The organism is Streptomyces sp. L7 (genome assembly GCF_050990935.1).
GTDB lineage: Bacteria > Actinomycetota > Actinomycetes > Actinomycetales > Microbacteriaceae > Leifsonia.
Genome location: NZ_CP194644.1, coordinates 815,955 through 830,884 on the forward strand (window position 1 = coordinate 815,955; position 14,930 = coordinate 830,884).

The 14,930-nt window shown below is 70.5% G+C and carries 12 protein-coding genes and 1 pseudogene; 11 read left to right on the forward strand and 2 right to left on the reverse strand.

Annotated elements, in window-relative coordinates; all coding sequences use genetic code 11:
• Positions 1-90: 90 nt before the first annotated feature.
• Both ACR5MH_RS03995 and ACR5MH_RS04000 read right to left on the reverse strand, forming a co-directional pair.
• A complete protein-coding gene (locus tag ACR5MH_RS03995) occupies positions 91-819 on the reverse strand; it encodes a DUF559 domain-containing protein (RefSeq protein ID WP_433862318.1) in 729 nt (242 codons plus the stop codon).
• Between the two features lie 322 nt (positions 820-1,141).
• Entirely contained in the window at positions 1,142-1,639 is a 498-nt protein-coding gene (locus tag ACR5MH_RS04000) for an aminoacyl-tRNA deacylase (RefSeq protein WP_431346503.1), read from the reverse strand.
• A gap of 33 nt (positions 1,640-1,672) precedes the next feature.
• Here ACR5MH_RS04000 and dusB point away from each other — a divergent pair, with 33 nt between their 5' ends.
• The 11 genes and pseudogenes from dusB to ACR5MH_RS04055 all read left to right on the forward strand — a co-directional run bounded on the left by dusB (position 1,673) and on the right by ACR5MH_RS04055 (position 14,857).
• Complete coding sequence (dusB, locus tag ACR5MH_RS04005; RefSeq protein WP_431346502.1) at positions 1,673-2,875, forward strand: tRNA dihydrouridine synthase DusB; 1,203 nt, start codon at positions 1,673-1,675, stop codon at positions 2,873-2,875.
• The gene (locus ACR5MH_RS04010) at positions 2,865-4,145 is read left to right on the forward strand and encodes a deoxyguanosinetriphosphate triphosphohydrolase (protein WP_431346501.1); all 1,281 of its coding nucleotides are present in this window, start codon (positions 2,865-2,867) and stop codon (positions 4,143-4,145) included. The genes dusB and ACR5MH_RS04010 overlap by 11 nt, the downstream gene beginning before the upstream one ends.
• 75 nt (positions 4,146-4,220) lie before the next feature.
• On the forward strand, positions 4,221-5,297 hold the full coding sequence (locus ACR5MH_RS04015) for a DUF4282 domain-containing protein (protein ID WP_431346500.1): 1,077 nt from the start codon (positions 4,221-4,223) through the stop codon (positions 5,295-5,297).
• A gap of 10 nt (positions 5,298-5,307) precedes the next feature.
• Positions 5,308-7,200, forward strand: a complete 1,893-nt coding sequence (gene dnaG / locus ACR5MH_RS04020) for a DNA primase (RefSeq protein ID WP_431346499.1) — start codon at positions 5,308-5,310, stop codon at positions 7,198-7,200.
• Positions 7,201-7,426: 226 nt separating this feature from the next.
• On the forward strand, positions 7,427-9,058 hold the full coding sequence (locus ACR5MH_RS04025; protein WP_433862319.1) for an ABC transporter substrate-binding protein: 1,632 nt from the start codon (positions 7,427-7,429) through the stop codon (positions 9,056-9,058).
• 81 nt (positions 9,059-9,139) lie between these two features.
• Positions 9,140-10,237 (forward strand): ABC transporter permease, encoded by a 1,098-nt coding sequence (locus ACR5MH_RS04030; protein ID WP_431346498.1) that lies wholly within the window; start codon positions 9,140-9,142, stop codon positions 10,235-10,237.
• A gap of 1 nt (position 10,238) precedes the next feature.
• Positions 10,239-11,294 carry an ABC transporter permease gene (locus tag ACR5MH_RS04035; RefSeq protein ID WP_431346497.1) on the forward strand — a complete coding sequence of 352 codons (1,056 nt, stop codon included), beginning with the start codon at positions 10,239-10,241 and terminating at the stop codon, positions 11,292-11,294.
• Positions 11,291-12,978, forward strand: a pseudogene (locus tag ACR5MH_RS04040) (dipeptide ABC transporter ATP-binding protein). Before ACR5MH_RS04035 ends, ACR5MH_RS04040 begins: the two are co-directional and overlap by 4 nt.
• Before the next feature lie 10 nt (positions 12,979-12,988).
• Positions 12,989-13,540 (forward strand): ATP-binding cassette domain-containing protein, encoded by a 552-nt coding sequence (locus ACR5MH_RS04045; protein ID WP_431346496.1) that lies wholly within the window; start codon positions 12,989-12,991, stop codon positions 13,538-13,540.
• Positions 13,450-13,836, forward strand: a complete 387-nt coding sequence (locus ACR5MH_RS04050) for an ATP-binding cassette domain-containing protein (RefSeq protein WP_433862601.1) — start codon at positions 13,450-13,452, stop codon at positions 13,834-13,836. The genes ACR5MH_RS04045 and ACR5MH_RS04050 overlap by 91 nt, the downstream gene beginning before the upstream one ends.
• Before the next feature lie 19 nt (positions 13,837-13,855).
• Positions 13,856-14,857 carry a D-isomer specific 2-hydroxyacid dehydrogenase family protein gene (locus ACR5MH_RS04055; protein ID WP_431346494.1) on the forward strand — a complete coding sequence of 334 codons (1,002 nt, stop codon included), beginning with the start codon at positions 13,856-13,858 and terminating at the stop codon, positions 14,855-14,857.
• Positions 14,858-14,930: the final 73 nt, after the last annotated feature.

The window sequence follows — 14,930 nt, forward strand, 5'->3', positions numbered from 1 at the left end:
CGACCCGACGGCCGCCGCGTGCGACGGCGACTCCTGCGAGCTCCCGGCTTAACCAACGCACAGGGGTCGCAACACGCCGCTATGCCTGTGTCATAGCGGCGTGTTGCGACCCCTGTCGGCGAGCGCCGCGCGCACGCGTGCCACGGCGACGGCCGCGCCGTTGGAGAGGTGCGAGCGGTTGATGCGCACGATGCACCAGCCGGCGGCCTCGAGCGCCCAGATCCGGTCGACGTCGCCGAAATACTGGCGGGCGTCGGTGCGGTGCTGATCGCCGTCGTACTCGACGACGACCCGATGCTGCACGTACACGAGATCGCCGTGCAACTCGACGCCCGATCCGACCTGGATCGGGCGATTCACGACGGGCTCCGGAAGGCCGCCGTCGATCAGCGCGAGTCGGAGCAGCGTCTCCATCGGGGAGTCAGTATCCGCACGCACGTGCGCGATCGCAGCACGGAGCCTGGCTACGCCCGGTCGATTCCACGCCTCGAGTGCGGTGGCTCTCAGACGCGAAACGCTCGAGAGCGGGTCCTGTCGGCGCACGCAGGAGTCGCCGGCCATGATGAGTTCCTCGATGGTCAGCTCTGCGGCGAGTTGGCACAGCACCTCCTCGACCTCGGGCACCCGCAAGCCGAGGTGGATGCGGACGTGCTCGGCGGACAGCCTGGACTTGTGGCCCACTACTCCCTCGCCGCGTGGCGCCCGACGACCATCCAACGCGGCGACATGAAGGTCGGACGACTCGCGTATCCGCCGCGGGACCGTCAGCCCGTAGATCCTCGCCGCTGTTTCATGACTGAAGCACTGGGTGCGCGGCATGACTGCCCGATACGCGACGCACTGCGAACGGAATCCGCCGTCGAACTCGGCTCGCGGCACCCGCGCGCCGTGGAAGGGCGCGACCAGGTCCGACCGGCGCATACGCGCGGATGAGACGCCCGCTGCCGTCGCCGCCGACGCGGAGAACGCGGGCGAGCGCAGAATGGGTGGAAGCGGTTCAGGGCGTCGCATCCCCAAACCCTCCCAGAGGCTCCCGCTCGATCCCGCGTTATCCACAACCCGCGCGTGCGAGAGGGGCGCAACACGCCGCTTACCCTCCGGGTTAGCGGCGTGTTGCGACCCCTGTTCGGAGGGAAGGCCGCTATTCGGGGTCGGTGATGTCGGCGAGCGTGGCGGCGAAGCCGGAGAGAAGCGCGTCGGCGTCGACGAACAGCGAGTAGCCGTGCTCGCCTGCGCCCATCGAGACGGTGCGGCCCGCGATGGTGGTGTCGGCGACGACGGGCCACGCGGTCGTGCTGCCGAATGGCGTGATGGTCCCGCGCTCGTAGCCGGTCGCGGCGAACGCCACCGACGCGTCCGGGAGCTGCAGCTTGTTGACGTGGAGGACGGCGCGCAGCTTCGGCCAGGAGATCTTGCGGCCTCCCGGCACCAGCGCGAACACGAAGGTGTCGTCACTGCGCTTGACCACGAGCGACTTGACGATGTCGCCCGGCTCGATCCCGAGCAGCGACGCGGCCTCCTCCAGGCTCCGGGCAGCGGGCCGTTCGACGATCCGCACGGGGATGCCGCGAGCCCGGGCATCCTCCTCCACACGACGGCGTCCGCCGCCGGTTTCCACAGCTTCGGGGCTCTCGGCCATGTATCAGCACGCTTTCTGGGAGAATCGATGCAGATGTCTACTACCGCAACCCTAGCTCCCCGCACGGAGACGAGTCCCAGGCTGGCCATCGGCCCGCTGACGCTCGACGTGCCGGTCGTCCTCGCGCCCATGGCGGGGATCACGAACACCGCCTTCCGCCGGCTCTGCCGCGAGTTCGGCGCCGGGCTCTACGTGAGCGAGATGATCACCTCCCGGGCCCTGGTCGAGCGCACCCCCGAGTCGCTGCGCCTCATCACCCACCACGAGTCGGAGACGCCGCGCAGCATCCAGCTCTACGGCGTCGACCCCAAGACCGTCCGGGAGGCCGTCACGATGCTCGTCGCGGAGGATCGCGCCGACCACATCGACCTCAACTTCGGCTGCCCGGTGCCCAAGGTCACCCGCAAGGGCGGCGGCGCCGCGCTGCCGTGGAAGCTCCAGCACTTCCGGGAGATCGTGGAGGGCGCCGTCACGGCGGCCGGCGACATCCCGTTGACCGTCAAGATGCGCAAGGGCATCGACAGCGACCACCTCACCTACCTCGAGGCAGGCAAGGCCGCGGAGGGCGCCGGCGTCGCCTCGATCGCGCTGCACGCGCGCACAGCGGCGGAGTTCTACTCGGGTCACGCGGACTGGTCCGCGATCGCGAAGCTCAAGGAGACGATCACCGGCACGCCGGTCCTCGGCAACGGCGACATCTGGTCTGCCGCCGACGCGATCCGCATGGTGGATGAGACCGGCTGCGACGGCGTCGTGGTCGGCCGCGGCTGCCTCGGCCGGCCGTGGCTGTTCGGCGACCTGGCGGCGGCGTTCCGCGCCCGCGCAGGGGAGATCACCGCCGAGGAGGCTGCGCTCGCGCAGGCCCGCCCGACACTCGGCCAGGTGGCGGCGACGTTCCGCCGGCACGCCGAGCTGCTGGTCGAGTTCTTCGACAGCGAGGAGCGCGGCTGCCGCGACATCCGCAAGCACGTCGCCTGGTACTTCAAGGGCTACCCGGTCGGCGGCGACCTGCGCGCGAGCCTCGCGACCGTCGACACGCTCGCGCATCTCGACGACCTCCTGGCCACTCTCGACTGGAGCCAGGAATACCCGGGCGAGGCGGCGGAGGGCCAGCGCGGCCGTGCCGGCTCGCCCAAGCGTCCCGCGCTTCCCGAGGGCTGGCTCGACAGCCGCGAGCTGGCGGGCAGCGCGCGGGCGGAGGTCGCCGAGGCGGAGGTGCACAACAGTGGCGGATAGTGCGGCAACGACGCTCGACAGCGTCCCGGCCGACGGCTACAGCGAGCGCGACCGGGAGCGCTGGCTCCCCGAGCATCACTCGAGCCGTCGCAGCGACTTCGCGCGCGACCGGGCCCGTCTGCTGCACTCGAGCGCGCTGCGGCGGCTGGCGGCCAAGACTCAGGTGCTCAGCCCCACTGCCGGTCTCGACTTCGCGCGCAACCGGCTGACGCACTCCCTGGAGGTCGCCCAGGTGGGCCGCGAGCTCGCGGCGAGCCTCGGGCTCGACCCCGACATCGTCGACACCGCGTGCCTGGCGCACGACATCGGCCACCCGCCGTTCGGGCACAACGGCGAGCGCGCGCTCAACGCCTGGGCGGAGGACATCGGCGGATTCGAGGGCAACGCCCAGACGCTGCGGCTGCTCACCCGACTGGAGCCCAAGGTGTTCGGCCGCGACGGCCGCCCGTACGGACTGAACCTCACCCGCGCCAGCCTCGACGCGAGCTGCAAGTACCCGTGGCCGGAGACCAGCTCGGTCGCCGACCCGAGCGGGCGCGCCAAGTTCGGCTTCTACGCCGACGACCACGCGGTGTTCGAGTGGATGCGGGACGGCTCTCCCGAACGGCAGCGCTGCATCGAGGCGCAGGTGATGGACCTGTCCGACGACATCGCCTACTCCGTGCACGACTTCGAGGACGCCGTGGTCAACGGGTATATCGACGTCGCGGCGCTCGGCAGCCGCGTCGACCACGACGACCTGGTCCGGTCGATGTACGAGTGGGTGGGCGGCGAGTTCAGCCACGACGAGCTGATCGCGGCATTCGACCGGCTCGACAGTCTGGAGATCTGGCTCGACCGCTGGGACGGCTCCCGGCGCGCGCAGGCACACCTGAAGAACCTCACCAGCCAGCTCATCGGCAGGTTCGCCCATGCCGCGGTGCACGAGACGAAGCACCGCGCAGGCGGGGTCGAGCTGCGCCGGTTCGGCGCCGACGTCGTCGTGCCGGCCGCCATCCGCGCGGAGATCGCCGTGCTGAAGGGCATCGTGGCCACGTTCGTGATGTCGCGCAACACGCGCCAGCCGATCTACGCGCAGCAGCGCCAGGTGCTGATGGCGCTGGCCGACGTGCTGCTCTCCCGCGGGCCGGAGGAGCTGGACCCGGGATTCCAGGAGGACTGGCGCCTCGCGACCGGCGACGCGGAGCGCAAGCGCGTGGTCGTCGACCAGGTGGCCAGCCTGACCGACCAGTCGGCGCTGAGTTGGTTCGAGCGGCTCGTGCAGCACTGATCCGGCGCGCCGGGCACGGGCTTGAATCGTCGGCCCGTGTGCAGAATGCTTGAGGAACGGCGAAGGAGGAGACGCATGAGCAGCCCACAGCCCCCGGCGGACGGCGACCGGCCCACGGAGGCCGAGCCCGGCGCGGCGGAGCCGTCGAGCACTGCGGGGCCGTCGCGCGCGCCCGTGAAGCGCACGCCGTCCCCGCGCAAGCGCACCCCGAAGAGCACCTCGATCTCGCCGAACGGCGAGGCCCCGGAGATCCTCGACGCCATGCTCGGCAAGGCAGCGACCGAGGACACGGTCGAGGCCACGGCGCCCGCGAAACCGGCGACGCCCCGGCGTCGCACGGCCGCGTCGCGCAGCAAGGCGGCCACGGCGCCCGACACCTCCACCTCGCCGGCGGAGCCTCCCGTCGAGGCCGCGGCCGAACCGCCCGAGACGGAGCCCGCGACCGCGGTCCTCCCGACCGCGGACGACTTCTACCGCACGGGGACCGCCGAGACCGAGATCCTCAGTCCGGCCGAGGAACCGGCGCCCACGGGGCCGCGCACCACAGACTCCGAGACCACGGACTCCGAGACCACGGACTCCGAGACCACGGACTCCGACACCACCGAGATCCTGCCGGCGTCGCCCGCCGCCGAGCCGGTGCCCGTCGGCGCGGTCGCGGAGGACTTTCCGGTCGACGCCACCGCGGCGGCCACGGCCGCGTCCGGCATCGCGCACGCGAACGGCGCTCCCGCCGGCGAGGACGCCCCGCCGTCTCCGGCCGCCGGCCCGCACGCTCCGCGCCCCGGCCGCAGCGTGAACGCGCTCGCCGACCGCCTGGACGACTCGCGGTTCTTCTCGTCGCTGTTCGACTTCACCTTCACGAGCTACGTGACCCGCAGGCTCGCCGGTCCCGTCTACGTGGTCGGGCTCGTCCTGATCGGCCTCGGGATCGTCGTGGGCTTCGCCAACAGCCTCGGCATCGCGATCGCGACCCGGTCCCCGGCCGGCGCGTTCGTGTTCCTGCTGGGCATCCTGGTGACGCTCGTGGCCGCAATCCTGAGCGTGCTGCTGCTGCGGGTGACGATCGAGGTCTTCTGCGCGATCATCGAGATCGCCCAGAATACGCGGCGCCGGCGCCCCCGCGCGACTGACGTCGGCCGCGCTCACTAGAATCGACTGCATGGCAGGCCGGATTCGACAGAGCGACATCGAAGAGGTCAAGGCCCGCACCAACATCGCCGACATCATCGGCGACTACGTCAGCCTGAAACCGGGCGGCGTCGGCTCGCTCAAGGGCCTGTGCCCGTTCCACGACGAGAAGAGCCCCAGCTTCAACGTCCGTCCCGGTGTCGGCCGTTACCACTGCTTCGGCTGCGGCGAGGGCGGCGACGTGTACGCGTTCCTGGTGAAGCTCGACCACGTGTCCTTCACCGAGGCCGTCGAGCGGCTGGCCGGCAGGATCGGCTACCAGCTCCACTACGAGGAGGGCGGGGGAGGGCCGAGCGAGTCGAGTGGCAACCGTGCCAGGCTGCTGGCCGCGAACAACGCAGCCGAGGAGTTCTTCCGCGAGCGGCTGGCCGCGCCCGATGCGGATCCCGGCCGCCGGTTCCTTGGCGAGCGCGGCTTCGACGCCGCGTCTGCCGCTCACTTCGGCGTCGGCTTCGCCCCGAAGAGCTGGGACGAGCTCACCAAGCACCTGCGCGGCAAGGGCTTCACCCCCGACGAGCTTCTGGCCGCGGGTCTCGTGTCGCAGCGCGACCGTGGCGTCTACGACCGGTTCCGTGGCCGCCTGGTCTGGCCGATCCGCGACGTGACCGGGCAGACGATCGGCTTCGGCGCCCGGCGGCTGCTGGAGGACGACAACGGCCCGAAGTACCTGAACACCCCTGAGACCGCGGTCTACAGGAAGGCGCAGGTGCTGTACGGCCTCGACCTCGCCAAGCGGGACATCTCCCGCAGCGACCAGGTGGTGATCGTGGAGGGCTACACCGACGTGATGGCCTGCCATCTCGCGGGCATCACGACCGCGGTCGCCACGTGCGGCACGGCGTTCGGCGTCGACCACATCAAGGTCATCCGCCGCATCATGGGCGACGACAACAGCAGCGGCTCGGTCATCTTCACCTTCGACCCCGACGCGGCGGGTCAGAAGGCCGCCGCCCGGGCTTTCGGCGAGGAGCAGCGCTTCTCGGCCCAGACCTACGTGGCCGTCGGCCCGGACGGGCTCGACCCGTGCGACCTCCGGCTCTCCGGCGGCGACGAGGCGGTGCGCCGGATGATCGACGCCCGCAAGCCGATGTTCGAGTTCATGATCCGGCAGGTGGTCGAACGCTTCGACCTCGACACGGTGGAGGGCCGCACGGCCGCGCTCCGTGCCGGGGCGCCGATCGTGGCGACCATTCGCGATCCCGCGTCGCAGAACGGCTACACGCGCGAACTCGCCAGGCTCTCCGGCGCCGACCTGCAGGACACTCTGCGCGCCGTGCGGTCGGCCCCGCGCAGCACGCGTGGAGAGCAGCGCAGCGGACGCGGCGACGGCTCGAGGCAGAGCGCCCGCGACGGCGAGGCCCAGCAGTACCAGCAGCCCACTCCCGAGGCTCCCGCCCCCATCCGCGAGGTCGACCCCGGCGACCCGACCCAGCGCACCGAGCGCGAGAGCCTCATGGTCCTGCTCCAGTTCCCCGCCGAGGTCGGCGCCGAGCGCGCCGCCCGCGTCGTGCAGGTGCCGTTCGTGAACCCGACCCACGCGGTCGTCCGCGACGCCATCGCCGCCCAGCTCCCGTCCATCGCCGACCCGGGCTGGGTGGACCGCATCCTCGCCGAGGTGCCCCAGGTCTACGCGCCGACCGTGAACGCCCTCGCCGTCGGCGCCCTGCCGCAGACCGGGACCGACGTCGGCCGCTACGCCCGGTCCATCCTGGACGGCCTGATCGACCGCGACCTGCTGCGCGAGAAGGCCGAGCTGACCTCACGCCTGGCGCGCACCGACCCGCAGAACGCCGAGCTGCGGCGGTCGCTCCAGGTGGCTCTGGCGTCGATCGATCGCGAGCGGATGCGGCTGCGCGGCGAATAGCGCGGCACAATAGATCATGCCCACGTTCCAACGCTGGAATTCGTAGCAGTGTGCGCAAATGCGCGCGGAATTGTTGCGCCGATGTAAAGATTGCGCCGCGATCCGCGACAACATGCTCACTCGACGCGGCTTTCATGCTAGGACTGTGGCTACGCGATTCGACGACGAAGCGCTCGCGTGCGCTCCGCCGGATCAGTGACCCCCACCAAGGAAGAGGTAATCGGATATGAGATCCGTAAAGATCGGCGGACGGCGCCTGTTCGCCGTGTCGGCCGCATTCGCGGCCGCGGCGCTGGTGCTCGCGGGCTGCTCGGGGAGCAACAACAGCTCCGGTGGCGGCGGCGGAACGCTGACCATCGGCACGACCGACAAGATCACGTCGATCGACCCGGCCGGCTCCTACGACAACGGCTCGTTCGCCGTGATGAACCAGGTGTACCCGTTCCTGCTGAACTCGCCGTACGGCAGCCCGGACGTCAAGCCGGACATCGCCGCCAGCGCGGCCTTCACGTCGCCCACCGAGTACACCGTGAAGCTGAAGCCGAACCTGAAGTTCGCGAACGGTCACGCGCTGACCTCCGAGGACGTCAAGTTCACCTTCGACCGCCAGCTCAAGATCAACGACCCCAACGGTCCTGCGTCGCTGCTCGGCAACCTCGACAGCGTGAGCACCCCGGACAAGACGACCGCGGTCTTCAAGCTCAAGGTGCCGAACGACCAGACCTTCCCGCAGGTGCTCTCCAGCCCCGCCGGCCCGATCGTCGACCACCAGGTCTTCTCGGCCGACAAGGTCACCCCGGACAACACCATCGTCAAGGGTCACGCGTTCGCCGGTCAGTACGACATCACGAGCTACGACTTCAACAACCTCATCGCGTACAAGGCGAACCCGAACTACCAGGGGCTGCTCGGCAAGCCGGCCACGGACAAGGTCAACGTCAAGTACTACGCGGAGTCGTCGAACCTGAAGCTCGACATCCAGAAGGGCGCGATCGACGTCGCGTACCGCAGCCTGTCGGCGACCGACATCCAGAGCCTCGGCACGGACAAGAACGTCAAGGTCGTCAAGGGCCCGGGTGGTGAGATCCGCTACATCGTCTGGAACTTCAACACCCAGCCGTTCGGCGCGACGGCCCCGCAGGCCGACCCCAAGAAGGCCCTCGCCGTGCGCCAGGCCGCTGCCGACCTCGTCGACCGCGCGACCATCGCCAAGCAGGTCTACAAGGACACCTACACCCCGCTGTACTCGTACGTCCCGCAGGGCCTGACCGGCGCGACCACCGTGCTGAAGGACCTCTACGGCGACGGCAACGGCGGTCCGAGCCTCGACAAGGCGAAGGCTGCACTCCAGGCCGCCGGCGTGACCACCCCGGTCTCGCTCAACCTGCAGTACAACCCGGACCACTACGGCCCGTCCTCCGGCGACGAGTACGCGCTCGTCAAGGAGCAGCTCGAGAACGGCGGCCTGTTCAAGGTCAACCTGCAGTCCACCGAGTGGGTCCAGTACTCGAAGGACCGCGTCAAGGACCTGTACCCGGCCTACCAGCTCGGCTGGTTCCCGGACTACTCGGACGCGGACAACTACCTGTCGCCGTTCTTCAGCAAGGACAACTTCCTCGCGAACCACTACGACAACCCCGAGGTGCAGCAGCTCATCACGCAGCAGCTCGGCACGACCGACAAGGCCGCCCGCACCAAGCTCATCGAGCAGATCCAGGCCAAGGTGGGCGCCGACCTGTCCACCCTGCCCCTGCTCCAGGGCGCGCAGGTCGCCGTGGTGGGCAAGAACGTGAACGGCACCGACAAGACGCTCGACCCCTCGTTCAAGTTCCGCTACGCAGCCCTCTCGAAGGGCTAGGCCGCACCTCTAGGCCGAACGGGGGCGGCTCGCGTCGTGCGCGAGCCGCCCCCACCCACGAACCACCCACGATTGGCTCCTATGACAGCGACGGTCAGCGGACCCGCGGCGCCCACGGCGCCCGGCCCCGAACGAACCAAAGCGCGTCGGCGAACGGGAGGCGGCCTCGTCCGCTACATCGTCATCCGCGCGCTCCTCATCATCCCGACGATCTTCATCCTCGTCACAGTCGTCTTCTTCCTGATGCGGTCCACGGGCGACCCCATCACGGCAGCACTCGGCGGCAAGCTCCCTCCCGCACAGCTCCAGGAGCGGATCCACCAGGCCGGCTACGACCGGCCGCTGCTCGTGCAGTACTTCGATTACCTCGGGCACCTGCTCCGCGGCGACTTCGGCACGACGTTCACCGACAACCAGCCCGTGACGCAGGTGCTGATCCACTACGGCGCCGCGACGCTCGAACTCGCGTTCTACGCGCTGATCGTGGCGTTCATCGTCGGCATCCCGCTCGGACTGCTCGCGGCGTACTTCCGCGACCACTACGGAGACGCGGCACTGCGCGTGTTCGCCATCCTCTGCTACGCGACGCCGGTGTTCTTCGCCGGCATGGTCCTCAAGCTCGTCTTCTCGATCTGGCTGAACGTGCTCCCCGTCGCGGGCCGCGCCTCCACCAGCTCCGAGATCGAGATGCAGACCCTCCCGAACAAGACCGGCATCTACCTGATCGACGCGTTCCAGACCGGCGACCCGGCCGTGGTCGGCGACGTGCTGCTGCACGCGGTGCTGCCAGCCGTGACGCTCGGCCTGCTGACCGCCGGAATCTTCCTGCGGCTGGTGCGCACGAACGTGATCGGCACGCTCTCCACGGACTACGTGGATGCGGCCCGTTCGCGCGGCGTCAGCGAGAGCCGGCTCGTGCGCAAGCACGCCTACCGGCCGGCGCTGATCCCCATCATCACGGTCATCGGCCTCCAGATCGCGCTGCTGCTCGGCGGCGCGATCCTGACCGAGACGACCTTCGAGTGGAAGGGTCTGGGGTTCCAGCTCGAGCACTACCTGCAGTCGCGCGACTTCGTCGCCGTGCAGGGCATGGTCGTTCTGCTCGCCGTGATCGTCGCGGTCACGAACTTCATCGTCGACATCATCGCGGCGCTCATCGACCCGAGAGTGAGGTATTGAGATGGCCTCGCAGAAGGGCAGCTTCTGGAGCCGGCTTCCCGTCGTGCATCAGCTCCGCCAGTCCGTCGGACTGCAGCGCGGGATGCTCGTCGGCGGTCTCGTGCTCACCGGCCTGTTCATCCTGGTCGCAATCTTCGCCCCGGCGATCGCGCCGTACGGTTTCGCCCAGCTCAAGGACGCGAACGGCCAGTTCGGCTCCCAGATGCCGCCGAGCGCGGCGCACATCTGGGGGACGACCGTCGGCGGCTACGACGTGTTCTCCCGCGTGATCTGGGGCGCGCAGACCGCGATCCTCGTGATCGTCGTCGCCGTCATCCTCTCGATCTTCGCCGGTGTCGTGCTCGGCCTGGTGTCCGGCTACTTCGGCGGCTGGGTCGACCGGGTGGTCGTGGTGATCGCCGACGCGGTCTACGCGTTCCCGTCGCTGCTGCTGGCGATCGTCATGGCGATCGTCATCTCGGGCGGCCAGTCCAGCCTGTGGGGCGGCATCCTCGCCGCCGCCATCTCGATCACGGTGGTCTACATCCCGCAGTACTTCCGGGTGATCCGCTCGGAGGTCGTCCGGATCAAGGCGGAGGCCTACGTCGAGTCGGCGAAGGTCATCGGGGCCAGCAACGGCCGGATCATGTTCCGCCACGTGCTGCGCAACTCCACTCGCACGCTGCCGTTGATCTTCACGCTGAACTCCTCGGAGGCCATCCTGACGCTCGCGGCGCTGGGCTTCCTCGGCTTCGGCATCGAGCCGACCGCCGCCGCCGAGTGGGGCTACGACCTCAACAAGGCGCTGTCCGACGTCACCAGCGGCATCTGGTGGACCTCCATCTACCCGGGTCTGGCGATCGTGCTCGTCGTGCTCGGCATCACCCTGGTGGGCGAGAGCCTCAACGACCTCGCCGACCCGCGCCTGCGCGGCCGGCGCCGCGCCGCCGAGGCGTCGGGCCTGGTCGCCGAGACGTCCGTCGTCCCCGGCGGTCCGCTGGAGGCGGGCCCCGGCGGCATCGACGGCCTGGAGGGCGGAGAGTCGTTCGACGAGCACGGAATCGAGGTCAAGCCATGAGCGACGTCGTCACCATCGACAACCTGTCGGTCACGTTCGCAACCGACGCCGGCGCCGTCAAGGCCGTCGACGATGTCACCCTGCGGGTGTCGCCGGGAGAAGTCCTGGCGATCGTGGGGGAGTCCGGTTCGGGCAAGACCGTCACCGCCAAGACCATCCTCGGCCTGCTGCCGGAGACCGCGACCGCCTCGGGCGCCGTGGTGCTGCGCAGCAAGGACGGCGCCACCGAGGCGGACATCGTCTCACTGAGCAAGAAGCAGCTCAGGGAGGTGCGCGGCACCGACGTGGCGATGGTCTTCCAGGAGCCGTCGACCGCGCTGAACCCCGTCTACCAGGTGGGCTGGCAGATCGCGGAGGGCCTGCGCGCGCACGGCAAGCTGTCCAAGAAGGACGCGCAGAAGCAGGCCGTCGACATCCTGCGCCGGGTCGGCATCCCGGAGCCGGAGAAGCGGGTGAAGTACTACCCGCACCAGTTCTCCGGCGGCCAGAAGCAGCGCATCGTGATCGCGATGGCGCTGGTGCTGAACCCCGGGCTGATCGTCGCCGACGAGCCGACCACCGCGCTGGACGTGACCGTGCAGGCCGAGATCCTCGACCTGCTGCGGCGCTGCCGCGACGAGTTCGGCGCGGCCATCGTGCTGATCACGCACAACATGGGCGTGGTCGCCGACCTGGCCGACCGGGTCGCGGTCATGTACCAGGGCAAGGTCGTGGAGGAGGCAGACGCGCGCACGCTGTTCGCCTCGCCGCAGGCCGAGTACACGCGCAAGCTCCTCGCCTCCGTGCCGCGCATCGGCCAGGGCGCCGCGGCGACGCAGGACCGGGCCATCGCCCGGGCCGAGCGCCCCGAGGAGGCTCCGGTGGTCGAGGCGCGCGACCTGCGCATCCAGTACCCCGGCCGCCTCGGCCGCCCCGGGTTCGTGGCGGTCGACGGGGTGAGCTTCGACATCCGCCCGGGGAGGTGCTCGGCCTGGTGGGCGAGTCCGGATCCGGCAAGACCACAATCGGCCGCGCCATCGCCGGTCTCGGCAAGGTCACCGACGGCTCGCTGAAGGTGCTCGGGATCGAGATGAACGGGGTCAGGGAGCGGCAGTTCCGCAAGGTGCGCAGCGACATCGGCTTCGTGTTCCAGGACCCGGCGTCGAGCTTCAACCCGCTGCTCACGATCGCGGACTGCGTGGCAGAGCCGCTCGTCGTGCACGGCCGGGCGTCCTCGCCTGCCGCCGCGCGCGGCCGGGTGGACGAACTGCTGGAGGCCGTCCAGCTTCCGCGCAGCTACGGCGACCGGTTCCCGCACGAACTCTCCGGCGGCCAGCGGCAGCGGGCGAGCCTCGCGCGCGCCCTCGCCCTGGAGCCGACCCTGCTGATCGCCGACGAGCCGACCTCCGCGCTCGACGTGTCGGTTCAGGCCCGCGTGCTCGAGCTGTTCGCCGACCTGCAGCGGGAGTTCGGCTTCGCCGCGCTGTTCATCAGCCACGACCTGGCCGTCGTCGACCTGCTCGCCGACCGGATCGCGGTGCTGCACCGCGGCAAGCTGGTCGAGGAGGGCACGGGCGCCGAGGTGCTCGGCAACCCGCGAGACGCGTACACGCAGCGGCTGCTGGCCTCCCTGCCGGTGCCGGATCCGGTGGAACAGGCCGACCGGCGGGAGGCGCTGCGCGCTCTCCAAGCCGACAACGCCTAGGGTCGATCATGTGAGCTCCGAACCTGCCATCCTCGTCAGCGACCTGTCCGTCGAATATCCCGCCAGGGGCGTCAGCCCCTCGTGCGTCGCCCTCCGTGGGGTGAGCTTCCGCCTGGAGGCCGGACAATCGCTGGGGATCCTGGGCGAGACGGGTTCGGGAAAGAGCACGCTGGCCGCGGTGCTCGCCGGGCGGGGGCTTCCCCTCCGCTCCGGCGAGCCCGGCCCGCGGATCAGCGGCGGTGATGCGACCGTGCTCGGGCACTCGCTGCGGCACGCCCGCAAGCGCGACCTGGCCGAGGTGACCTTCCACGTCGGCTACCTGCCCCAGGAGGGTGCGGCGTCGCTGGAGCCGTCCCTGTCGGTGCAGGACAACGTCACCCTGCCGATCTTCGAGCGCGACGAGCACTACAACCGCCGGACGGCGGGGAGCGCGCCGCGCTCATGCTGGACACCGTGCACCTGCCGCTCAGCGTGCTCGGCAAGTACCCCTATCAGCTCAGCGCCGGTCAGCGTCAGCGGGTGGCGCTCGCCAAGGCGCTGGTGCTCGGCCCTCAGGTCCTGATCGTGGACGAGCCGACCGCCGGCATCGACGCGACGGTCCGCGACGCGGTGATCGACCTCCTGGCCCAGCTCCGCTCCCACGAGGATTTCACGGCTGTGATCGTCAGCCACGACCTGTCCGTGCTGCGCCGCGCGACGGACGCCTCGCTGGTGTTGCAGGGCGGCCGTCCCATCGCGTACGGGCCGATCGAGGAGGTGCTGGCCGACCCCACCCACCCGTTCGTGCGCGGCCTGGCGGACGCGTTGAAGCCGCCGCAGCGCCGGCGGGAGCGCCGACCGCAGACCGCCGCGAACTGACCGCCCGACAGGAGGAACCATGACCGAGTCCACCCCGCAGCACCGCGCCGTCCTCGCGCCGGGCGGCGTCCCGCTCGCGCCGGGTGAGCGCCCGGAGCCCGGACCCATCGCCGTGCTCCCGAGCGCCGAGCCGTCCTTCGTCGCCGCCGTGGAGGCCGCCGGCGGCACCGTCGAGCCGCTCTCCGACCGCACGCGCGGCGTCGTCTGGCTGTCCAACAAGGATGCCGCGGCCTTCCCGCCGATCCTGGAGGCGCACCCCGGCATCGGGTGGGTTCAGCTCCCGTTCGCGGGAGTGGACGCCTTCTCGGGCATCATCGCGTCCGAGGACCGCCCCGGCCTGATCTGGACCAGCGCGAAGGGCGTCTACGCCCAGCCGGTCGCCGAGCACGCGCTGGCGCTCACCCTGGCGCTGCTGCGCGTGCTGCCGAAGCGGGTGCGGGCGACGTCCTGGTCGACAGTCGAGGAGGGCCGCTCCCTCTACGGCCGGCATGTCGTGATCGTCGGCGCCGGCGGGATCGCGCTGGAGCTGATGGTGCTGCTCGCGCCGTTCGGCGCCCGCGTCACCATCGTGCGCCGCTCGCCGGAGCCCGTGGCCGGCGCCGAGCGAACGGTCGGCTCCGATCGGCTGCTCGACGTCCTCCCGGGCGCCGACGTCGTGGTCATCGCGGCTGCGCTGACCGGCGGGACCCACCACCTGTTCGGCGACGCCGAGTTCGCCGCCATGAAGAAGACCGCCTACCTGGTCAACATCGCACGCGGCGGCCTGGTCGACAGCGACGCGCTGCTGCGCGCCCTCCGCACCGGGGAGATCGCCGGGGCGGGCATCGACGTCACCGATCCGGAGCCGCTGCCCGACGGCCACCCGCTGTGGGACGAGGACGCCTGCCTGATCACGCCGCACCAGGCCGACACGTCCGAGATGGTGGCGCCGCTGCTCGCGGAGCGGGTCCGTGCGAACGTGCGCGCGTTCCTCGGCGACGGCGACTTCGTGGGCCGCGTGGACCCGGCGGCGGGGTACTGACGACGACGCGCGCGGGATGCGGAGCGGATTTCACTCGATGCGCGAAGTCTTGCTAGAGTAGCTTCGCTGATCA

Coding starts and splice junctions, on each gene's coding strand:
- ACR5MH_RS03995 (WP_433862318.1), bottom strand. CDS start 819: ATGCCGCGCACCCAGTGCTTCAGTCATGAAACAGCGGCGAGGATCTAC.
- ACR5MH_RS04000 (WP_431346503.1), bottom strand. CDS start 1,639: ATGGCCGAGAGCCCCGAAGCTGTGGAAACCGGCGGCGGACGCCGTCGT.
- dusB (WP_431346502.1), top strand. CDS start 1,673: ATGTCTACTACCGCAACCCTAGCTCCCCGCACGGAGACGAGTCCCAGG.
- ACR5MH_RS04015 (WP_431346500.1), top strand. CDS start 4,221: ATGAGCAGCCCACAGCCCCCGGCGGACGGCGACCGGCCCACGGAGGCC.
- dnaG (WP_431346499.1), top strand. CDS start 5,308: ATGGCAGGCCGGATTCGACAGAGCGACATCGAAGAGGTCAAGGCCCGC.
- ACR5MH_RS04025 (WP_433862319.1), top strand. CDS start 7,427: ATGAGATCCGTAAAGATCGGCGGACGGCGCCTGTTCGCCGTGTCGGCC.
- ACR5MH_RS04030 (WP_431346498.1), top strand. CDS start 9,140: ATGACAGCGACGGTCAGCGGACCCGCGGCGCCCACGGCGCCCGGCCCC.
- ACR5MH_RS04035 (WP_431346497.1), top strand. CDS start 10,239: ATGGCCTCGCAGAAGGGCAGCTTCTGGAGCCGGCTTCCCGTCGTGCAT.
- ACR5MH_RS04055 (WP_431346494.1), top strand. CDS start 13,856: ATGACCGAGTCCACCCCGCAGCACCGCGCCGTCCTCGCGCCGGGCGGC.